The organism is Brevundimonas sp. FG128, assembly GCF_057809775.1.
In genome coordinates this window covers 513,824-531,663 of the sequence record NZ_JBMDKP010000003.1, presented here as the reverse complement: position 1 = coordinate 531,663, position 17,840 = coordinate 513,824, and the positions used below count along the sequence as shown (strand labels likewise).

The 17,840-nt window shown below is 66.1% G+C and carries 22 protein-coding genes and 1 tRNA gene; 7 read left to right on the top strand and 16 right to left on the bottom strand.

Features of this window, described 5'->3' with window-relative positions; all coding sequences use genetic code 11:
- The first annotated feature begins 45 nt into the window (after positions 1–45).
- The 5 genes from ACODSC_RS11185 to ACODSC_RS11165 all read left to right on the top strand — a co-directional run bounded on the left by ACODSC_RS11185 (position 46) and on the right by ACODSC_RS11165 (position 1,980).
- Positions 46–582, top strand: coding sequence for a CcdC protein domain-containing protein (locus ACODSC_RS11185; RefSeq protein ID WP_488813986.1), 537 nt, complete (start codon positions 46–48; stop codon positions 580–582).
- A gap of 49 nt (positions 583–631) precedes the next feature.
- Positions 632–716 (top strand) — tRNA-Leu (locus ACODSC_RS11180).
- Positions 717–884: 168 nt separating this feature from the next.
- Positions 885–1,133 carry a hypothetical protein gene (locus ACODSC_RS11175; RefSeq protein WP_488813985.1) on the top strand — a complete coding sequence of 83 codons (249 nt, stop codon included), beginning with the start codon at positions 885–887 and terminating at the stop codon, positions 1,131–1,133.
- Positions 1,134–1,168: 35 nt separating this feature from the next.
- Positions 1,169–1,579, top strand: a complete 411-nt coding sequence (locus tag ACODSC_RS11170; RefSeq protein ID WP_488813984.1) for a hypothetical protein — start codon at positions 1,169–1,171, stop codon at positions 1,577–1,579.
- A gap of 8 nt (positions 1,580–1,587) precedes the next feature.
- On the top strand, positions 1,588–1,980 hold the full coding sequence (locus ACODSC_RS11165) for a hypothetical protein (RefSeq protein ID WP_488813982.1): 393 nt from the start codon (positions 1,588–1,590) through the stop codon (positions 1,978–1,980).
- Positions 1,981–2,009: 29 nt separating this feature from the next.
- On the opposite strand, the gene ACODSC_RS11160 is transcribed toward ACODSC_RS11165, so the two are convergent.
- The 3 genes from ACODSC_RS11160 to ACODSC_RS11150 form a co-directional block, all read right to left on the bottom strand.
- Positions 2,010–2,555, bottom strand: a complete 546-nt coding sequence (locus ACODSC_RS11160) for a hypothetical protein (protein ID WP_488813980.1) — start codon at positions 2,553–2,555, stop codon at positions 2,010–2,012.
- A 142-nt stretch (positions 2,556–2,697) separates the two neighbouring features.
- A complete protein-coding gene (locus tag ACODSC_RS11155) occupies positions 2,698–2,952 on the bottom strand; it encodes a ubiquitination-like system serine protease family protein (protein ID WP_488813979.1) in 255 nt (84 codons plus the stop codon).
- Between the two features lie 35 nt (positions 2,953–2,987).
- Entirely contained in the window at positions 2,988–3,797 is an 810-nt protein-coding gene (locus ACODSC_RS11150) for a glycoside hydrolase family protein (RefSeq protein WP_488813978.1), read from the bottom strand.
- 135 nt (positions 3,798–3,932) lie between these two features.
- Between ACODSC_RS11150 and ACODSC_RS11145 the strand changes: the two genes are divergently transcribed.
- Together ACODSC_RS11145 and ACODSC_RS11140 are read left to right on the top strand one after the other, a co-directional pair.
- Entirely contained in the window at positions 3,933–4,124 is a 192-nt protein-coding gene (locus ACODSC_RS11145; RefSeq protein ID WP_488813977.1) for a hypothetical protein, read from the top strand.
- Positions 4,125–4,153: 29 nt separating this feature from the next.
- Complete coding sequence (locus tag ACODSC_RS11140; RefSeq protein ID WP_488813975.1) at positions 4,154–4,678, top strand: ATP-dependent Clp protease proteolytic subunit; 525 nt, start codon at positions 4,154–4,156, stop codon at positions 4,676–4,678.
- A 125-nt stretch (positions 4,679–4,803) separates the two neighbouring features.
- Here ACODSC_RS11140 and ACODSC_RS11135 read toward each other — a convergent pair whose 3' ends face one another.
- The 13 genes from ACODSC_RS11135 to ACODSC_RS11075 form a co-directional block, all read right to left on the bottom strand.
- Entirely contained in the window at positions 4,804–5,277 is a 474-nt protein-coding gene (locus ACODSC_RS11135) for a hypothetical protein (protein ID WP_488813973.1), read from the bottom strand.
- Entirely contained in the window at positions 5,274–5,753 is a 480-nt protein-coding gene (locus ACODSC_RS11130; RefSeq protein WP_488813972.1) for a hypothetical protein, read from the bottom strand. Before ACODSC_RS11130 ends, ACODSC_RS11135 begins: the two co-directional genes overlap by 4 nt.
- A 55-nt stretch (positions 5,754–5,808) precedes the next feature.
- Positions 5,809–6,195 carry a hypothetical protein gene (locus ACODSC_RS11125; protein ID WP_488813971.1) on the bottom strand — a complete coding sequence of 129 codons (387 nt, stop codon included), beginning with the start codon at positions 6,193–6,195 and terminating at the stop codon, positions 5,809–5,811.
- Positions 6,196–6,211: 16 nt separating this feature from the next.
- Positions 6,212–6,568 carry a hypothetical protein gene (locus ACODSC_RS11120; protein ID WP_488813970.1) on the bottom strand — a complete coding sequence of 119 codons (357 nt, stop codon included), beginning with the start codon at positions 6,566–6,568 and terminating at the stop codon, positions 6,212–6,214.
- 19 nt (positions 6,569–6,587) lie between these two features.
- Complete coding sequence (locus ACODSC_RS11115) at positions 6,588–10,880, bottom strand: hypothetical protein (RefSeq protein WP_488813969.1); 4,293 nt, start codon at positions 10,878–10,880, stop codon at positions 6,588–6,590.
- On the bottom strand, positions 10,877–11,299 hold the full coding sequence (locus tag ACODSC_RS11110; RefSeq protein WP_488813968.1) for a DUF6950 family protein: 423 nt from the start codon (positions 11,297–11,299) through the stop codon (positions 10,877–10,879). Before ACODSC_RS11110 ends, ACODSC_RS11115 begins: the two co-directional genes overlap by 4 nt.
- Before the next feature lies 1 nt (position 11,300).
- Entirely contained in the window at positions 11,301–11,951 is a 651-nt protein-coding gene (locus ACODSC_RS11105) for a hypothetical protein (protein WP_488813967.1), read from the bottom strand.
- Positions 11,948–12,622, bottom strand: coding sequence for a hypothetical protein (locus tag ACODSC_RS11100; protein ID WP_488813966.1), 675 nt, complete (start codon positions 12,620–12,622; stop codon positions 11,948–11,950). The genes ACODSC_RS11105 and ACODSC_RS11100 overlap by 4 nt, the downstream gene beginning before the upstream one ends.
- Positions 12,622–15,318 carry a phage tail length tape measure family protein gene (locus ACODSC_RS11095; RefSeq protein ID WP_488813965.1) on the bottom strand — a complete coding sequence of 899 codons (2,697 nt, stop codon included), beginning with the start codon at positions 15,316–15,318 and terminating at the stop codon, positions 12,622–12,624. Before ACODSC_RS11095 ends, ACODSC_RS11100 begins: the two co-directional genes overlap by 1 nt.
- Positions 15,315–15,467 (bottom strand): hypothetical protein, encoded by a 153-nt coding sequence (locus tag ACODSC_RS11090; protein ID WP_488813963.1) that lies wholly within the window; start codon positions 15,465–15,467, stop codon positions 15,315–15,317. The genes ACODSC_RS11095 and ACODSC_RS11090 overlap by 4 nt, the downstream gene beginning before the upstream one ends.
- 8 nt (positions 15,468–15,475) lie before the next feature.
- Positions 15,476–15,925 carry a hypothetical protein gene (locus ACODSC_RS11085; RefSeq protein WP_488813962.1) on the bottom strand — a complete coding sequence of 150 codons (450 nt, stop codon included), beginning with the start codon at positions 15,923–15,925 and terminating at the stop codon, positions 15,476–15,478.
- A 122-nt stretch (positions 15,926–16,047) separates the two neighbouring features.
- Positions 16,048–17,370, bottom strand: a complete 1,323-nt coding sequence (locus ACODSC_RS11080) for a phage tail tube protein (RefSeq protein WP_488813961.1) — start codon at positions 17,368–17,370, stop codon at positions 16,048–16,050.
- A 37-nt stretch (positions 17,371–17,407) separates the two neighbouring features.
- Positions 17,408–17,839, bottom strand: coding sequence for a hypothetical protein (locus ACODSC_RS11075; protein ID WP_488813960.1), 432 nt, complete (start codon positions 17,837–17,839; stop codon positions 17,408–17,410).
- Position 17,840 lies beyond the last annotated feature (1 nt).

Here is a 17,840-nt window from a genome sequence, read left to right as displayed (position 1 = left end):
GTCGGCCTCGGGGGAGGCCGCCAAAGGTCCTTGGGGAGAGACGACGTGCCGCCTGAAAAACTGATCCCGCTGGCGATCATTCCGGTCATGCTGGTGCTCGTCCTGCTGAAGAACCGCAGGAAGCGGGTGCTGAAGACGCATCTGCTGTGGGTCATGCCGGCCATCGTCCTGCCGCTGATCGGCCTGGGCCTGTGGGGCACGACGCAGAACCCCAACATGGCCCACGCCCCGTTCGGCCCCGACGCCTGGGCGGTGCTGGCGCTCGGCGGCGTCCTGGGCGGCGTCGCCGGCTGGTATCGCGGCAAGACCGTCACCATCGAAAAGGAGCCGAACGGTTCCCTGATGGCCCAGGCCTCGCCGCTGGGCCTGATCCTGGTGGTGGTGCTGTTCGCCGGGCGGTCCTTCCTGCGCGAACTGATCGAGGGACACGCCGCCCAATGGCATCTGAACGCCATGGCGGTGACCGACGCCTTCCTGGTCTTCGCCATGGGCCTGATCGTCATGCAGCGCGTCGAAATGTACATCCGCGCCCGCCGCGTCCTGGCGGGCGGAACCGACAGCCATGTCGAGGTTGCAGCCTAAAGGTTCAGGCTAGACGCCGCGTCCGCCCTTGTGGCATGAGGCGGCCTCTGCGGGCGTGGTGGAATTGGTAGACGCGCTGGATTCAAAATCCTGTTCCGAAAGGAGTGCCGGTTCGACCCCGGCCGCCCGCACCAAGCTTTTTCAGGCTTTCCGCCTGAGTTCGGGAGGTTCGCGATCCGCGACCTCCCGACGACTTCCGACACGAAACGCGAACGCCGCGTCACACTGACGGCACAGCCTGTTCACCTCACGTTCCCATCGCGCTATGCCGCGCTCCAGTCGGTGGCGCGACGGAGGATGGAATGTCGGAACCCCTATCGAGCGAAGAACTGATGCAGCTGGAGGCCGAACTGGCCGCGAACGCCGTGCGCAACCCGCCACCGCACCCCAGCCTGCCGGCGACACCGGGGCCGGGATCGAACGTCGCCTATGTGTCAAAGGAAGAGAACGACCGCCTGGTCAGCGCCGCCCTCGCGCTGGGCATGGGCCAGTTTGCCAAGATGACGGCCGACGAGACCCACATGCTCGCGGCCCGCCTCTCGCGGCGATGACCGGCGCGCCCTACCTCTCTGGCGTCTCAGGCCGGATGATCGACCTGCCCCATCGCGGCAATCAACTGGTCGTTCAGTGCAGGGGGTGCAGCAGGGACGTCCATATTTCAGGCCGTGAAATCGTCACCCGCTTCACGAAGTGGTTGCCCGCCCAGGTCAGCGAATGGGCTGCGACGCTTCATTGCGGCGCCTGCCAGTCCCGCCATGTCATGGTCTATTCGAAGCGCGATCCGGGCGGCGAGGGCTTCCACGTATCGACTGCGGAGCCTGGCCAGATCATCTGGGCGCGTCGGCTGAACGCATGGCTCAATGAGGTCGAGTCGGACATATGGAATTATAGACGCGCCATCACCGGCATGTGCGCCGATGAGGACTTGGCGAAAGCGGGCATTAGACCATTCGAACGCACAACGCCCTCGGTACGAACCCAGGGCGTTGCAGGATGAAGTCGTGTATGATCCGCCCTGTGAGCGCACTGCATTTCGACACCGATCCGCTGTGGGTCGCCGGGATTATTGCTTGGGCTCATTCCCGAAGCGATGTGGCTTCGGTTTGGCTGTTCGGATCTCGGGTCACCGGCGTCCGGCGGCCGAAGGCCAGTCCCTCACCTGTTCCGGATCTGGATATTGCTGTCGAAGGGATCGGTCCAGATCCAGGGCAGCGCGAGTTGCCCCACTATGACGCGATGACCCAACTTAGCGGGATCGCCCCAATCCTCTTCGACGTGACCTCATTCGAACCATCCGGAGATCACGCCACGGACGGTTATATCCGGGACACGGGCACATGCATTTTCGTCAGACGAAACGACGAAAGGCCCGCCACCCTTTCGGATGACGGGCCTTGATAGCGGAGCGTGAGGGGCTCAACGCAGGGTCAGGGAGCGTTGGTCACGGCCTGCTGCTGACGGACCCAGTCCTGTAGATCGACCAGCTGGCGGGCGACCGACTGATAGGCGCCGTAGTTTTCGGCCGTGACCGCGACTAGCCCGGAGAGGGCAATTCCAGAGGCCTCAGCGTTGGCGGCGGCTGCATCAGGCTGGCGGGAGGATTCGGGAAGCGGGTCGCCGGCGGCTGCGGCGTTGAGCAGGACGACAGCGCCGCGAGGCACGACACAAGCAGCATCAGCTTCAGCGGGGACATAGACAGGGACCTCCTTGATGATGGTCTGGGTGACGGTGCGGATCTGCACCTGGGCCTGAGCGGCCTTGGTTTCGACGTCTGAGGTGACGGCGGCCTGGTCGCGTTCGCGCTCGATGATGCGGTCGCGATAGACGATCTGCTGTTGGGCGCCGTCGGCGTCGATGCGGCCCTGTTTCCAGTCCCGCACAGTCCAGCCCACGCCGAAGCCTACGGCGAGCATGACGGCGGCCGTCAGGGCGTAGCCCTTCCATCCGGCGAGGGCAGTTAGGGTGCGGGTCATGGTTTCCTCTCAAGGATGCGACGAAGGTCACCGGCGAAGGCCTCGGCAACCTCACGGACGATCCGATCACGCGCCGACGCCAGATGGCACCGACAAGGGTTGAACCACTGCCAAGGGCATTCTGGTGAATGGCGATGATCCGTCAGCATGAGCGCCACTCACCGCCGATCAGCCAGCCGTGCCAGTGGTCAATGTGATTGACGCTAGGCATCAGCGTGGCCACGTCGAACGACCCATTCCAGTTCCAAGAAGGTCCGTCCTCGGGCTTGAACTTCTCGCCTGCCAGCAGCGGCGCGCGGCGCCCACACCCGCAAGGGCAACAATACCAAAACGACCGAACACCATCGTCTGGATCAGGTTCAGAGACGAAGAATGATCCCGCGATGCGCCCGTTCATGAACGCGTCCCGATCAGGGATATGAACGGCGCGGATCACTTCAGCGCCCCCGCATGCGCCAGCGCCGTGTCCAGGGCGTCGCCGCGATAGACCATCGCCTCGCACATGCGCCGGCGGAACAGGCCCAGGAACCACTTGCCCGACGATTTGGACCAGGCCCCGAACGCATGCTCGGTCGGACCGCTCGGGTCACCAGCTTGGCTCAGAGCCTTGGCCCTGCCGTAGTCGATCCGCGCCGAGACGCGCACGCCGTTCGCATGCCGCTTCCTCAGTGTCGATCCGGCGAAGCCCTTGGCGCCCGCGCCGACGTTGAAGACGAACGACATCAGCGCATCCAGCTGGTCCTGCGACGTCGTCACCCCGTCCAGCAGGGCCAGCAGCGAAGGCAACCGCACCTCGATGTCGGCCGCCAGAAGCGCCTTGGCCTGGTCGCGGGTGATGGCCGCCGCGCCGAACAGGCGCTTCATGGCCGCCTCGGCCCGGGCGCGGGTCCGACACCACGATCCGTCCGGGTTCTGCAGCGCATGGCCCCAGCCGACGGTCCAGATGCCGACCGGGTCAGGATAGGGCTCCAGCAGCACCGTCGCCGGGTCGCCGTCTTCCAATCCCTCCCACGCCTTGATCAAGTCCACGCACCGCGTGGTCACGCGCAGAGCGGCGAAGACCAGCCCGGCGAGGGTGAGCGCCGTTCGCGTCAACGGCCCGATCACGCCGTCCGCCTTCATGCCGCGTGACGCCTGCCAGGCGCGCAGGGCGGCCTCGGTCTTCATGCCGAACTGGCCGTCGATCTCGCCAGGGTCGAAACCTTGGGACAGCAGGAAGCGCTGGAGCGCGTGAACGTCCATGGTCAGTCTCCGGATTGTGAAGGTTGGATTTCGCGGCTAAGTCGCCGCCGTCGCGGTTCGTGCTGGAACGGCGTCAGGCGGCCTGGTCAGTGGCGACACTGGCCGGGTCGCGTCACCTGGGGCGGGAGCACGCAAATGGTTGACGGGACGCTGGAACGGCGCGCGATGGGTGCGGAGCAACTGGTCGCCGCCAAGATCACCGAGTTCGGGGCGCACCTGACGGCCGGCGATCGGGCCGCAGCGGAGCGCGCACGAACCGAAGCCCTTGCCGCTCTAGAGGTCCATCTGGACCTGACCGACCAGTTGATCAGTCAGACCTTTGCCTAAGGGCAGGATGCGAACGGGAGATTGCCGAGATGGACCGCCACCTGATTTTTCATGGACCGATGACACCCGTCAGCGCTCGGAACACGGAAACTTTACTGGTTTTGGCGATGCGCGAAGGTGCCTCGCGCATCGTGCTCCACATTTGTAGCGGCGGCGGTGACGTGACTTCCGGCGTCGGGCTCTACAATTTCATCCGTAGCCTTCCCTTGCGGGTCGATACGCACGCCTTCGGACCATGCGAGTCGATCGCAGCGACCGTGTTCATGGCCGGGCATGAAAGGACGTGCGCCCCGATCAGCGCCTTCGTGCTCCACATGGCGAGTTTTACCGACGGTCCCAACGCGGGGCAACGCGCGCCGAACACCGACCTAATCGCCGCACCGTTTAGAGAGCGCCTTGCGTGGCGGGACCTGCAAATCGATCATTATTTTGGCAGAGAGGAGCGCCGCCTCCTCCCGCTGGAGGCCGAAACACTTGGTATTGTAACGTCTGTGCAGCAGCTTCTCCTCCCTGCTGATCCCGCCGCGATCACAGGCGTAGCCATGCCTACCTAGAGGAGGCGTAGCCATCTACGCGACAATCATCGCAGGCGTATCCGCAAGGCGATATTGTCTGTGCGGCCTGTCTCGTTCATCCAGTTCGCAGCTCGGGGGCGAACGCCGTTCGCGAACCCGGTTCGTCAGTCGCCAGACGGCGCGACGGGAGGGACCGGCTCAACTCGGATCAACCGGTCGTAATCCGGCGCAGGTTCGGCGAAGTTTGTGACCACCTTTTCCAGGGATCGCTCGACGACCGGCGGCACCGTCTCCGCCACCGCGTCCTTCATGTCCTGAACATCGGCGGCCCGCGTCTCCGCCCGCCGAACCTCCAGCACCTCACGCCCGTCGTGGACGAACATGCTGACAAGCATGGCGGTCGAGGTCAGGGCGGCGAAGACGAAGAACCAGGCGACGGCGTCGGGCACATGCGCGCCCCCAACGATTTCAAAGATGACGAACACCGTCACCAGGGACACAGCGTCCATCAGTCGCCGAACGACCCAGTTGCTGGCGTAGGAACTTCGCACGCGGGGCGAAACGATCTCGGCACGGGCGAACACGGTCAGGCCGACGATGCCGGCGGTGATGACGGTGACGATATCGACTGGGGTCATGTGTTGGCCCTCGTGCCGCCCAACCAGCGCAGGGCCAGGTCGCGAAGGGTGGCGGGGTTGGACAGCAGTTTGACGGCCCCGAACAGGCCCGGCGCGAACCGCCACGCCCCCATGCCGATCCCGAAGCCGATGGCTCGCAGGTCGGATGGGTTGATGTCGGGCGCCAGGCGCAAGGCGATGGGCGCGGCCCAGAAGCGGGCGACCAGCGCTCCGACGACGACGGCGAACACGCCCTCGATCACGGCCCGGACGATCTCCCGCGAGGTCGCCGGTTCGGACCCCAGCGACACGACGCCGACGTGAACCAGGGCGGAGACGATCCCCCCGGCCGCGCCGGCCAGGAAGATCCAGTCGGGGTCGATTCGGTCCGCCCCGATCACGCCGGCATAGGCCGCCGCGCTCAAAATCAGGTTCAGCAGCGCGCCGATCCCGAACACGGTGAAGGGTTCCGCCACCCAGCGGATGAAACGAGCCATGGAGGTCTCCGATAATCAGGCCGTGGTGGAACAGCCGTTGGGCGGCTTACTGGATTCAGTTGTCGTCTTGCGTCGCCAGCACAACCTTGGGCGCCGGATCGAGCGCCGGGTCTTGATTGGCCCCATCCTCGCCGCCGTCACGGCGCAGGGCCGCGAGCATGCGATAGCCCCGGTCCTCATCGGCATAGCCGAACAGGCTATAGCTGGCGCAGTAGTGGCCGATCTGGCCCATCAACTCGCGGTCTTCGGCGGCGAACTGATCGCGACAGGCCCACAGCGCTTCGCCATAGGCGGCGACCCGCTGGACCGGCGACAGATGATTGAAGGCGGCGTCAAAGTGCGGACGCGCCGGTTCGAACTTCTGCAGCTGAGCGGCACGCAGGGCGTAGTGGCGGTTTACCCCGCCGGTCAGGTCCGGCAGGCTGTCGGTCGTCTGGATCATGGTCTTTTCCTTGGGTTCAGGCGGTCAGGACGCCGTCGAGAGCCTGGGCGGCGGCGCGGTTGATGGCGGCCAGTTCGACCCGACGGACCATGTCGAGGCGGGCGTCTTCCACCACGGTCGCCAGGTCGGTCAGGGTTTCGGCATGAGGCGCCAGTTCGACGGCCGGCAGGATGAACCATCCGTCCCCCAGCGTCTGGGCCAGCGCTGTCGCGTCGTCGCAGAGCGATCCGGTGACAGCGAAACACAGCCGCTCGGGCGCGCCGGTCTCGCGCTGAACGACCTTGACCTTCACGGTGTAGCCGCTGTCCGAGCGATAGACCCGGTCGTGCGGATTGAGACCTTCAAACTGGTCGGTGATGTTGTGGATGGTCATGCGATCTCACACCCGATGCTTATTCGAAGGTCGTGTAGGGGCGGTCCCCGGTTCCACCGCCCCAGCCCGGAGGCGGCGGCGGCGGGCTGGGGTATGAGCCGCCGCCGCTGGTCAGCGCGGTCGTGAACAAACCCATCCAGAGGTAGCGGTCGGCCGAAGTTTTGTAGGCCGTCTGCGACCCGGTGCGTGCGACGTAGCTATTGGTCAGCAAGTCCCGATAGACGGTGTAGTCGGTGCCAGCCGTCAGTCCCGTGACTGTCGCCGCCGGCAGACTTTGGCTGAAACCGCCGGGATAGGTGACCGTCGAAGCCGCCACGGAAATCGAGGTGTTCGCGTTCGTCGCGGGCGCGGAAAGCATGACGGTCGGCGAGATCGTCAGGCCCTTGCCGGTCGCGGCGTTGAGGGGCAACCCCCGCCCGTCGAACATTCGGCCGGCGTCGTTAAACCACTGGATGCGCGGGATGTCCGGCGTCACCAGCACATAGTCGATCTCAACATCGCAAGTCGTCGCCACGGTGTTGAGGAATCCGACTGTCATGTAGTTGGTGCCGGGCGTCGGCGTGTAGTCGAAGGTCTGCACGGTGAAGGCCGTGCCGGGGAAGGCGGCGTTGTCGATCGGCGTCTTGACAGTGACAAAAGGCGTGCAGCCCGGATGGCTCGGATAGCCGACGTGGGTTGTGCCCGGGTCCAGGGCCACGGCCTCGAACATGCGGAAGTAGTAGCCGCTGGTCGGCGGCGTCGTGAGCGCTTGGAGCCGTCTGTGACGGATCGTCAGTCGGTAGGTCAGCTTGTCGCTTACGGGGATGGCGGGGAAGCCGCAGCCCACGTTGGAGTCGCTCTCGCCGAACTGGACGCTGCCGACGAGGAGTGTGTTCCGAGCGGCGCCCTGAAAGCCCAGATGATTACGGTTTCCACCTGAGCTGTAGACTGGGATGATGCCGGCCGGCTTGTCTTCGCTGTCCGCGATCTCGAAGGTCCAGTTCGGCAGCAACCCGCCTTGCCGGATCACAGCATCGCCGTTCACCAGATCCTGTCCACGCAACAGAACGTTCGCCGAGGATCGGATATGCACCCCGGCCACCACGTCATCGCGTGTGGCGAGACCTTTTTGGCCTTGGAAACCAGCTGACACACCTAGCGTCGTCACAGCAGCGGCGTCGGTCAAAGCCGTTGTGCCGTCCTCTCGGGTGACATGGACGCCCAGCTTGGCAGCCTTGGCGGCGAGCATCTGTTGGTCGGTTGCGCGGCGGACGATCGGCGAGTTGAACTGTGCGCGATCGGTCGTGTCCTGCCCGACGCGATAGAAATAGAGCGCGAACTTCACGGCCCCCACCGGAGCCGCAGCCATGGCGATCTTCGTGACATCATCACCGCCCGTGACCGAACTTTCCATCAGCAGGACGGGAGAGCCGATCGCAGCGGAGGCTGCCCGGTCAGAGAACCATCTCACATAGAGGCGGGCCGAGACGTTGGCGTCACCCCCGACCGAGCCGAGATTACACATGAAGATGTAGGTCGCGCCGTCTGCATCGATGCCCATGGGCGGACTGGTGACCGCAACGCTGCTGGTCGCGGGGGACGCGTCGAGACGCATCTCGTTTTTCGACGTGCCCTTGGCCGAGGTGTTGGCCTGGATGCTCCAGACCGTGGCGGCGTTCGCGGGTGTGTATCCCACGGTTCCCAGGAGGTCGGGGTCGGGATACTCGTTCCCGCCCGCATCCGCCGTCACCAACTCAGCGTATGAGACCTTATCCAGAAGCGACAACGCCTTCTGACCAACGAAGCCCGCCGCGACGTTTTGGGCGGTGGGATCGGCGTTCTCCTTGACGCCGCGCAGGCCTAGGGCGTCGCTGGTGCGGTTGCCGATCAGCACCTGGTCGATGTCGATGGCGCCGCCGCCGACCGGCAGCAGGTAGAAACGCGCCTCGGTGATCGTGGCGCCTTCAAAGTCCGCATCACCGCTGAAGTCCCATTCCACCCACGGCCAAGCGTCGGTCGGGATGCGGTCGGACCCGTTCTTTTGCTTCGGGAAGGTGACCGTTTTCTCCTTCCGGCCGCTGGCGAAGGAAGGGGAGTAGACCCAAATCAGGCCGCGCCATTGCTGCGCGATCGGCGCGTCCACGGGGGCGCGGACCTTTGCCCGGAAAGTGGTCAGGTAGAAGCCGTCGATGCCCGCGAAGTTGCCGGCGTTCATCGACAGGTAGGAGTTACCGGCCGCCGTCATCCGCACCTTGCCGGTGTTCGTCCCCGGCGGAATGGAGCCCGTCGCGCCGACCAGCGCATATTGCCCGGCGGTCGAGGAGTTGAACGAGGTCAGGGTGAGGCGCGGCGCAAACACCCGATTGCCCGCGATATCGTCCGGATCGCGAGGGTCTGTCGCGCCCGGCCCCTGATTGACGATCTGGCCAGCGACCAGCTGGGACGTGGTGATCGTCGTCCAATCCACGAATGCCGCCGCGCGGTGCGGCGCCGTCATCGGGAGCAGGCGGACTTCGATGTCCTGCGCCGAGGGGACGCCGTTCGTCGTCTCGATCGCGCCGGTCAGATCGCGCGTCATGGTCGGCGCAATCTCGGCCTGATCCACGCCGCGGATTTCCAGACGCACGCCCTCGACCGCCGGATCGACCGGGGTGGCGTAGGTCGCGCGTATTCCCGGCACGCCGCCGAGGGACGCCCCCTGGAACGAGACGTCCGACAACGCCACCGGCGCGGGCGCGGCGGGCTCGGGCGGCAGGGCGGCGCCGGGAGTGATTTCGTCCGTTGCGGCGGTCCAGCTGGAGATCGACGCGGCGATCTCGCGCAGGTTCAGGGTCTTCTGCCACGCAGCGGATCGACCATATTGCTCGATCCGATAAACGACCCGTCCACCCTTATGGTAGCGGTCCGACGTCCAGCCGATCCAGTCGCCCTCTTCCAAAGCGGCGAAGCGGGGGCCTAGCGTAATCCCGGCCCGCCGTTCCATCCGGTGTAGACGGCGTCGCGACTCTGCGATGCGCTGGGCGCGAACGCCGTTCGTGACGAAGTTCAGCGACAGCGGCTCTTCCTTGGGCCGCCCGTCGGTCTGGATATCGACGATCGAGCGGCGCACCGGCGCCGCATGGTCGTTCCAGCGCTGGTCGGGTTCGATGTAGCGACCGATCACCGTATTGATCCGCTGGGGATCAGGCAGGAATTCTTCGAAGTTGATCTTGGCGCCGACAACCAAGTCCGCGTCTGTGATCTCCATCACCACGGCCTTCGCCGCGCCGGGATCGATCTCGACGCCGCCCTGACGCTGGACGACGACGCCGCCCATGGCGTCAGCGAACATCTGCTCGACGTTGGCGAAATCTTCGTCTGACCGGATGACGCCGCCGCCGTGATAGCGTTTGTGCGTCCCGCCAGCCTTCAGCGCAACGTCCTCGTCGCACAGGTTGGCGGCGGCGAAGACCCGCTCAGGCGGCGCCTCGACCGCGCTCAGGCCGCGCCCGACCAACAGGTGCTGCGGCGTCGTCACCTGATCCCCGGCGTAAATGCCGCGCACCCAGTTATCCCGCGCGATCGCCAGGTTCTCGGACCACTCATAGGTCGCCGGATTGGTCCAGCGATGCGACCCCGATCCGCCCGGCACGGTGGAATCCTTGCGGGCGTCATACAGGCGCTTGCCGCGCACCACGAAGCGCGGCTGCGGACGGCCGCCATACTTCTCGACGAACTTCGCGGAGTAGGCGAACCAGATGACGGTCTCGCCGGCGCAACGATCGGTCGAGGACCAGCCCGAAGCGGAGAAACGCGCGGGCGGGGCGGACCCGGCTGGCGTCGCATTGACGAACTGAATATCCAGCCCGCCATCCGACCAGCCCTGAACGCCGTTCGCGCTGAAGGCGTAGTATTTGTCGTAGATCCAGAAGCCTTCCAGGGCATCGATCGGGTGCGAGGCGACGTCGATCACCAGGCACTCCCAGTCGGTGCCGTATTCGCCGCCGTAGTTGAACCCGTCGAGTAGCGAGCCGGCCGTGCAGACGCGCCCGAACAGAAATTCGCGCGCGACCTCACCCACTTGGATCGTGGTGACGCTGGCCTGACGTTCCTGAACATCCGACGACGATTTGCGGAGCGCCTTGCTGGCCAGACTCAGGCCCACGCTCAACGCGGCGCTGATCAGGAAACTGTTGACGGCCGCGACCGTGACGGTGACGCCGATCGTGCTGAAGACGGCGACGATCGAGGCGGAGATCGGGTCCGCGCGCGCCGGCGCAGCGATGGCCATGGCGGTGAAGGCGGTGCAGGCCAGCAGTCGCGCGCGACGCGGCAGGAACGACATCAGGTTCATCGGCGCACGTCCTCGATCGACCAGGCGATCACCAGCTCGGACCGCAAACGGCGCTCTGAACCCAGCAGGCCGGGACCGACCACGGTGTCGCCTTCGATACCGACCAGGGTGAACCCGGCCAGCGCCGTGGCGCCGTCGCTGCGGATCAGGCCGACATCGCCGCGCTTCGCCATGGCGCCGCCGATACGCGGCAGATAGGCGTCCACCGCCGCCTCAAGGCCGCCCAGCCGATCGATCACCCGCTTGGCGCCCAAGGCGCTTCGCCAGCGCAGCCCGCTGCCCTCCAGCAGATCAACGCCGGTCTGGGCCTCGACCCAGCCGAGGCCATAGCTGATGCAATCGTTGCGCGACCGCCCCCAGGCGAACGGCGTGCGCGAGCGGCCTTCGATGAAGGCGATCAGACCATCCATGTCCCGCATGTCAGAGGCCCTGCATGCGTTCGTAGGTGCGGCCTGCGCCAGACCCGCCTATGGCCGTGATGACGCCGCCTATGGCAGACCCGGCAGCCTGTGGCGGCTTGCCGCCCAGCATCAGCTGTTTCTGCCCGGCATAAGCGACACGCTTGAAGCCCCCGTCCGTGCCCAGGAACAGCCGCTGATCGGCATCGGTGCGCATCCGCGCGCCGCTGCGCCCCAAACCGCGAACCGCGCCCTCGACCATCACCTTCAGCACAGACATGCCGCCCGGCGTATCCTCGCGCGGCATGCGGTCGATCCGCCCGCGCTTGTCCACATTGGCCGCCAGCAGGTTGGCGCCGGAACCATCGAAGATAAGCTCCCACAGCACCACGGCGGCGCCGCGAACGCTGGGGTAGTCGATCAGCGACAGCACGTCGGGATCGACGCCCGACAGCGACATTTCCAAGCCCTGTTCCGCCGTCCCAAGCGTGCCGCCCGACGTGCTGACCAAGCCCTTGTCGCCAATGCCGACGAAGGTCTGCCCGTCGATCGTCAGCGATCCGTATCCGCCCCATACCCGGAAGGCCGGCGTCAGGTCGATGAACACGGCGCCCGACACGATGGCCGATCCGCTCTCCAGCGCATCGAGCGCGGCGGTGCTGTAGATCTTCATGGCAACAGCTCCTGTCGTCCGACCAGGGCGCCATCGACCTTCTGGGTCCGGCGCATCGATCCGATCTTCGTCTCTTCGGCGACGGCCTTCATGATGCAGACCGGGTTCAGCAAGTCGGCCACCGCGCCAGCCGGAATCACCGTGGACAATGCAGGCTCGACGGTGATCGCAAGCACCCCGCCGCCGGTCGCGTTCACCGCTTCCACGGCGCGCGCCAACCCCCGGCGCTGCTGCCCGGACGTCACCCAGCGGAACATGATGTAGTCGCCGATCGACAGCGCAAATCCGGCCGGCAGCCCGTTCAACGTCACCACGTCCCGCGTCCCGTTCACGCTCCAGGATGTCGCCGCGCCTGTGAAGGCTCCGCCGCCGGCGCGGGTCATGCCGCCGAAGCCGTTGGGATATTTCTTCGGCAGAGGCCGCGAATGGTCCCAGGCGTAGAAGGTGCGCTGCTGCCCGCGCAGGGTGGCGACGAAGGCGCGCATCTGGTCGGACAGGTCGCGCGATATCGACTGCCCAAAGGCCCACCGGCCCGCCCAAACGGGGAAGCCGGCCTGAACGCCGCCCAGGCGCCCGCCCGTCTCGGGAGATCCGAAATCGGTCCGCTCGACTTCGAAATATTGCTCGGCCGCAAAGCCTTCCGGCATCAGCCGGGGAAAGGTCAGCGCCATCAGCCGGTGATCTCCCGTCTCGCGATGCCGTCCTGCACGGCGCTGATCACGTTCGAGCGGAACCCGGCTTGCATGGTGACCAACTCCCGCCGCAAGGCCTCGACCTCCGGACCTGACCCCTGCACGCTCAGCTGGGGCGCGAAGACCGCCGAAACGGTCACACCGCCGCCGGCGGCCGACGCCTTGCGCGCCAGGTCCATGGACCGAGCATGTTCGGTCACGCGCGCGCCACGCGGAAGGTCGATCAACTCCGGCCCCCGCTCCCCGACCCACGTCGGCCCGCCGGTCCAGAAGTCCGTCCCTTCGGCGTTCTTGCCGAACAGGAAATTCACGCCCTTCGAGATCCAGCTTCCGACACCCTTTCCGGAGCCGCCGCTGAAGTCGATGTCGAGAAATCCGTCAATCAGCTTGTTCAGCAGGCGGTCGGCGGCGTTGTCGAACTGACTGGCCAGGGCGTCACGCAGGCCGCCCGACCTCAGATCGTCGATCATGCCCCTGATCCCGTCACGGAACGCGCCGGTCGTCTCAGCCCGCATCAGCTGACCATATTCCGCGACGGCCTGGTCGCGGCCTTCTCCATAGTTCAGCTTCCCATCACTTTCGATCTGGCGTGCCTGACGGTCGATCCAATCGTCACGATCCAGGCCCCGAAGCGCACCGCGATTGCCCGAGGCCGACGCCAAGGTCATCTTCCATTCCCGCTCACGGACGGCGGCGTTTCGTTCAGCAGCGGTCGCCCGCGCCTCGTCGATCACAGCCTGATCCGACATCGCCAGGGCCGTTGCCGAAGCGAGATCCTTTTCCTGTTTGCGATAAGACAGGATGCGCGCCTCGATCTCGGCTTCACGTTCCTTTCGGGTGACGAAGCGCGTCAGTCCGTCGATGCGGCTCGCCTCCAGTTCGACCCCGTCGATGATCTGGCGTGTCTCCCGCTCCCGGATTTCGCCGCGAGCCTCGATCAGGCGCTGCTGCTCTTCCATCGCCTTGGACCGGGCCGTTTCGGCAGCCGTGCCATCGTCGATCAGCTGGCGCTCCCGAGTGCGAACGGCGTTCGCATCTTCGAGCCGTTGCACTTCGGGATAATCCTGTTTCGCGCGCGCGACTTCCAGATCGATCGTGCTGACACGGTCCTCCTCGCGGCGGCTTTTCTGAAGCGCCTCCTTGCGCTCCCGCTCGGCTTCACGAGCCTCACGAGCGGCGGCGGCGCGGGCGGATCTCGCGGCGCCCGCCCCCTTCTTTTCGCGGCCTTCGCGAGCGATCCTATCCCGCTCGGCCTGCTGATTTGCAGCGGCCTCCGACGCCACGCCGGCATCCAGCATGTCCCGGATACCGCGCTGACGTTCCTCGACCCACAGCTCGCTTTCGAAACGGCGACGGGCCATCGGCGTCGCGGCCGCTCCCGCCATCAGACGAAGATTATCGATCCGCTCGTCCTGCGACGTGTGAAGAAACTCACCCAGCTTGTCCAAAGCGTCCGAGATCGATCGGCCGATGTCGTTCCAGACGTCGGTGATCTCGCTCGCGCGACTGGCGTGCCCGGAAACAGCGCCCGTCAACTCATCCAGCAGAAGACGCTGGGCCCCCAGCAGATTGCCCTGCTCGATCATGTTGTCGATGTCGCGCAGCTGCGCCTGGTCCAGCAGGCCCATCTGCGCGGTCAACGCATGCGCCGCCGCCTTCGGGTCTTCCATGGCTTTGGCCAGGGACTTCGTCGCCCCTTCAGCATCCATCCCCATGACCGACGCATAGTCGCGGCCGATCGCGATCAGTCCGCCAAGAACCTCCCCGCCGATCTGACCCGTCGCCAGATAGGCGGCGGCCTGCTCTCGGGCTGCAGATCGAGACACTTCGCCCTGTTCGGCTGCTGCGACCGTAAGATCGCGCAACTGGCTCGCGGTCAGGTTTGCGGTCCGGCCGATTCCGCTGGCAGCGTCTTCGTATGCCGCAGCCGCAGCCTCGCCCTTTACCCACGCAGCCCCCAAAAGGATCACGCCTGCCGCCGCGACTGATAGACCGGCGCCAATGGCGATCATCGAAGCGCTCGCCTTGAACCCGCTCGTCGCCAGCGCGTCGAGGATTTGCGGCCCCTGCTGGATCGCGATCATGGCGGGGTTCATGCCCATGGCGGCCGTGACGAACACGTCCGACGCCTGACGCGTCAGGTTCAGGCGTGACGCCAGCGCCAGGCGCGTTAATCCCTTCTCGTTGCGGGCGATGGCCGCCGTCGTTTCGTCGAAACGGACCCGCGCCTGACCCTGCAGTTGCGCCAGTTCGCCGGTCGTGATCTTCCCCGCGTTCGCAAGGGTCTGATATTCCTTCAGCTCATGGTTCAGCTTGTTGTTCGCCGCCGTCAGCGGGTCGATCGCCGCACGCAGAGCCTCGACCCGGCGCACGTCCGTGTCGTCCTGCATGAAGACGCTGGCGGAAGCGGCCGCCGATCCTCGCGTCGGTTCCTGCACGCCCAGCATGGTGTTGAACCGCGCCTGCGACGCCTGCGCCTGGGCTGAATCCTGCGCCGCCTGCGCCATGGCGCGATAGCGCTTCTCCAGGCGTTCCGCCGCCGACGTCGCCTGCGCCGCGCCATGTTCGGCCGCCGCGTAGGTTTCCTTGAAGCCCTGCGCGACCTCCTGCTGGTCGCGGCGCAGTTCGGTCTTGCCCTCTGCCTTCAGGCGATAGGCGATCTGGCGCGTGGTCATTCGTCGCTCTCCTTGCGCATGCCCTTCAGGACCGCGCCCTCGATCTCAGGCAGGCATGCGGACAGCAGGTCGGCCGTGGCGGCGTCCATCGGGGTCAGTTGGGCGAAGGCGATCCAGGCCGGGTAATCCAGCCCGATCACGCCGTTCATGCCGACCCTCAGTTGGCCGGAGCAGCTTTCGGCGATCGCCCAGACCCTTTGGCCCGCCTCGGTGCGCGGGTCGTTTTCGCGGTAGGGGCACTCCGCGCAGTCACCGCAGGCGTCGCAGAAGGCGGGGCCGCCGTCGAAGTGCCAGTCTGCGAGCGCCCTGATCCTTTTTTTTCGGCGGCGGCGTCCACGATCGACTGCACATAGGTGCGGTCCAGATGGTCGTAGATGTCCGGGCGCTGGCGCATCAGGGCGATGATATTGTCGGCCGTCAGATCGGCCACACCTTCCGGGGAGGGGTTGGCTTCAATCCACGCCGCAAGTCCCTCGGGAGAGCCGTGCTGGACCTCTTCAGGCGGAACAGGGGCGGAATGGCCAACGCCTTCCCACTCGACCAGCCCCCAGATCACGCAGCCGGTGATGAAGGCGAACTCGGGATCGCTCCGATCGTCTGCCTCCATGACCATCCGTGCGTGACGGCGGGCCGAGACCATGGCCTCGGACGGACCATGGCGAAAAAGCCCCCGGAGACCGGGGGCGAGTTCGATCCATTTTGGCGGGACCGGCGCTGCGATTTGGAACATCAGGCGGCGGCCGGCACGACGTATTCGGCGACGTCGTTGTCCAGGACGAAGGTCACCAAGCGCCCGGTGACCGAGTCCTGCGCGCCTTGCCAGTTGTAGTCCGCCTGGACGGCGCCCGGACCGGTGATCGGACGCTTGGCCTTCGGCAGATAGACGGCGTGCGCGACATGTCGCAGGGCGAACGTCGTGCCGGGGATGGCCCAGCTGAACGCCAGTTCGCAGGCCTCGCCGTTCTCCGCCTGTGTCTGCATTTCGGTGGAGTCGTAACGGATGCCGACCGACCCGCTGACTCCCGCCATCCCCTCATCCACGCCGCCGATCCGACCGTCGCCGCGACCGACCGTCGGAACCGGGTCCGCGCCGTTCGAATAGTTGAACTGACCGCTGACCAGCGAGGGGCCAAAGGGCATGCCATTGCGCCGCGCCGTGCCCGAGAATGCCGAGAACTTGCGCATGACCAGCACAGACGGATCGGCCTTGATCGTGGCGGCGGCGACCGGCGTCTCGCCTTGGGCGATCGCGCCGATCGTGGCGTTCAGATTCCCGCTGCGTTGAAGCGGCACGCCATAGGTGTTGGCCTTCAGCCCGTAGTTCTGGGTGTAGCTGGGCACCTCGGGCATGCCGACTTCCGCCGTCGCGGACGGCGTGGTCAGCGACGTCGCGTCCACCTTCCAGGTGTGACGATAGCCGCCCGTCGCCGCGCCGCCAGCCAGGGTCGCGCCCGACACCGTCACTGCAGTTGCACTGGCGGCCAGGGCGAAGCTGTTGCCGCCAACGCCGACGGCGTCGTGCAGCACATAGATTTTCCGCACAGCGTCATCGCCCCAGTAGGAGGCGGCCGCGACACCGGGAACGGCGCTGGCGTTCAGGGCGCGAACGGCGTTCGCAATCGTTGCCTTGAGGGTAGGGCCGATCTTGATCTGATTGGCCCCGACCGTGCCCGTGGTGAAGGTGAACAGCTGACCGCCGACCGTGATGGTCCCATTGTTCGCCGGCTGGGCCGAGAAGGTCAGATCGCCCGAGGCGGCCACGCCCGCCACCGTGGTCGGAGCGCCGAACAGCAGCGTATACCAAAGCCCGATGTTGCGGGCGCACAGCGGCACGACGACGTCGCCGGCATTGTTGACCGCATCGCGACCCGGCTCCTGCGGCATGCGGCCGAAGCCCAGCACATCGCTTTCAACCAGCCCCTGTTCGTCGCCCAGATTGGCGCTGACGAATGGTGTCTGGAACCAGGCCAGCACGGAATCCAGCACCCCATAGGACGCCTCCATGCCCAGCAGAAAGCGCCCATTGGCGCCGCGAGCGCGACCACCAGCCATATCAGTTCTCCATGAAAGATGCCGCTGGGCCGAAGCCTCAGGCGAGCGGGTTCGAGGTGGTGTATTCGGCGACGATGTTGACGACGGCCGCTCGCAAGGGTTGGGAGCCTGACGAGACGATGTCCTCAGGCGCGGGGGCCGTGGCCTCCAGCCAGTTGCAAAGCCCGCCCAGGCTGCGATCCGCGACGATGGCCGCTCCGGCCTTGATCAGCATGGCGTCCAGCAAGGCATGACGATCCCCCGCGCCATCCGGACTGAAGAACTCGACGGGGATGGGGTGCTGATAGGTGAAGGCGGAGGGCGAAAAGGTCTGTTCGGGTTGCCCCGGATCGCCGTCCCTGACGATGATCAGACCGCCCGGACTTGACCGCGTTGGCCAGGGGGCGTCACGCTCGACTTCAGCATCAGGAAGGGCAGCCCTGAGCGCCGCGACCAACGCGACGACGACCTGTTCGCGGTGACTGGACATC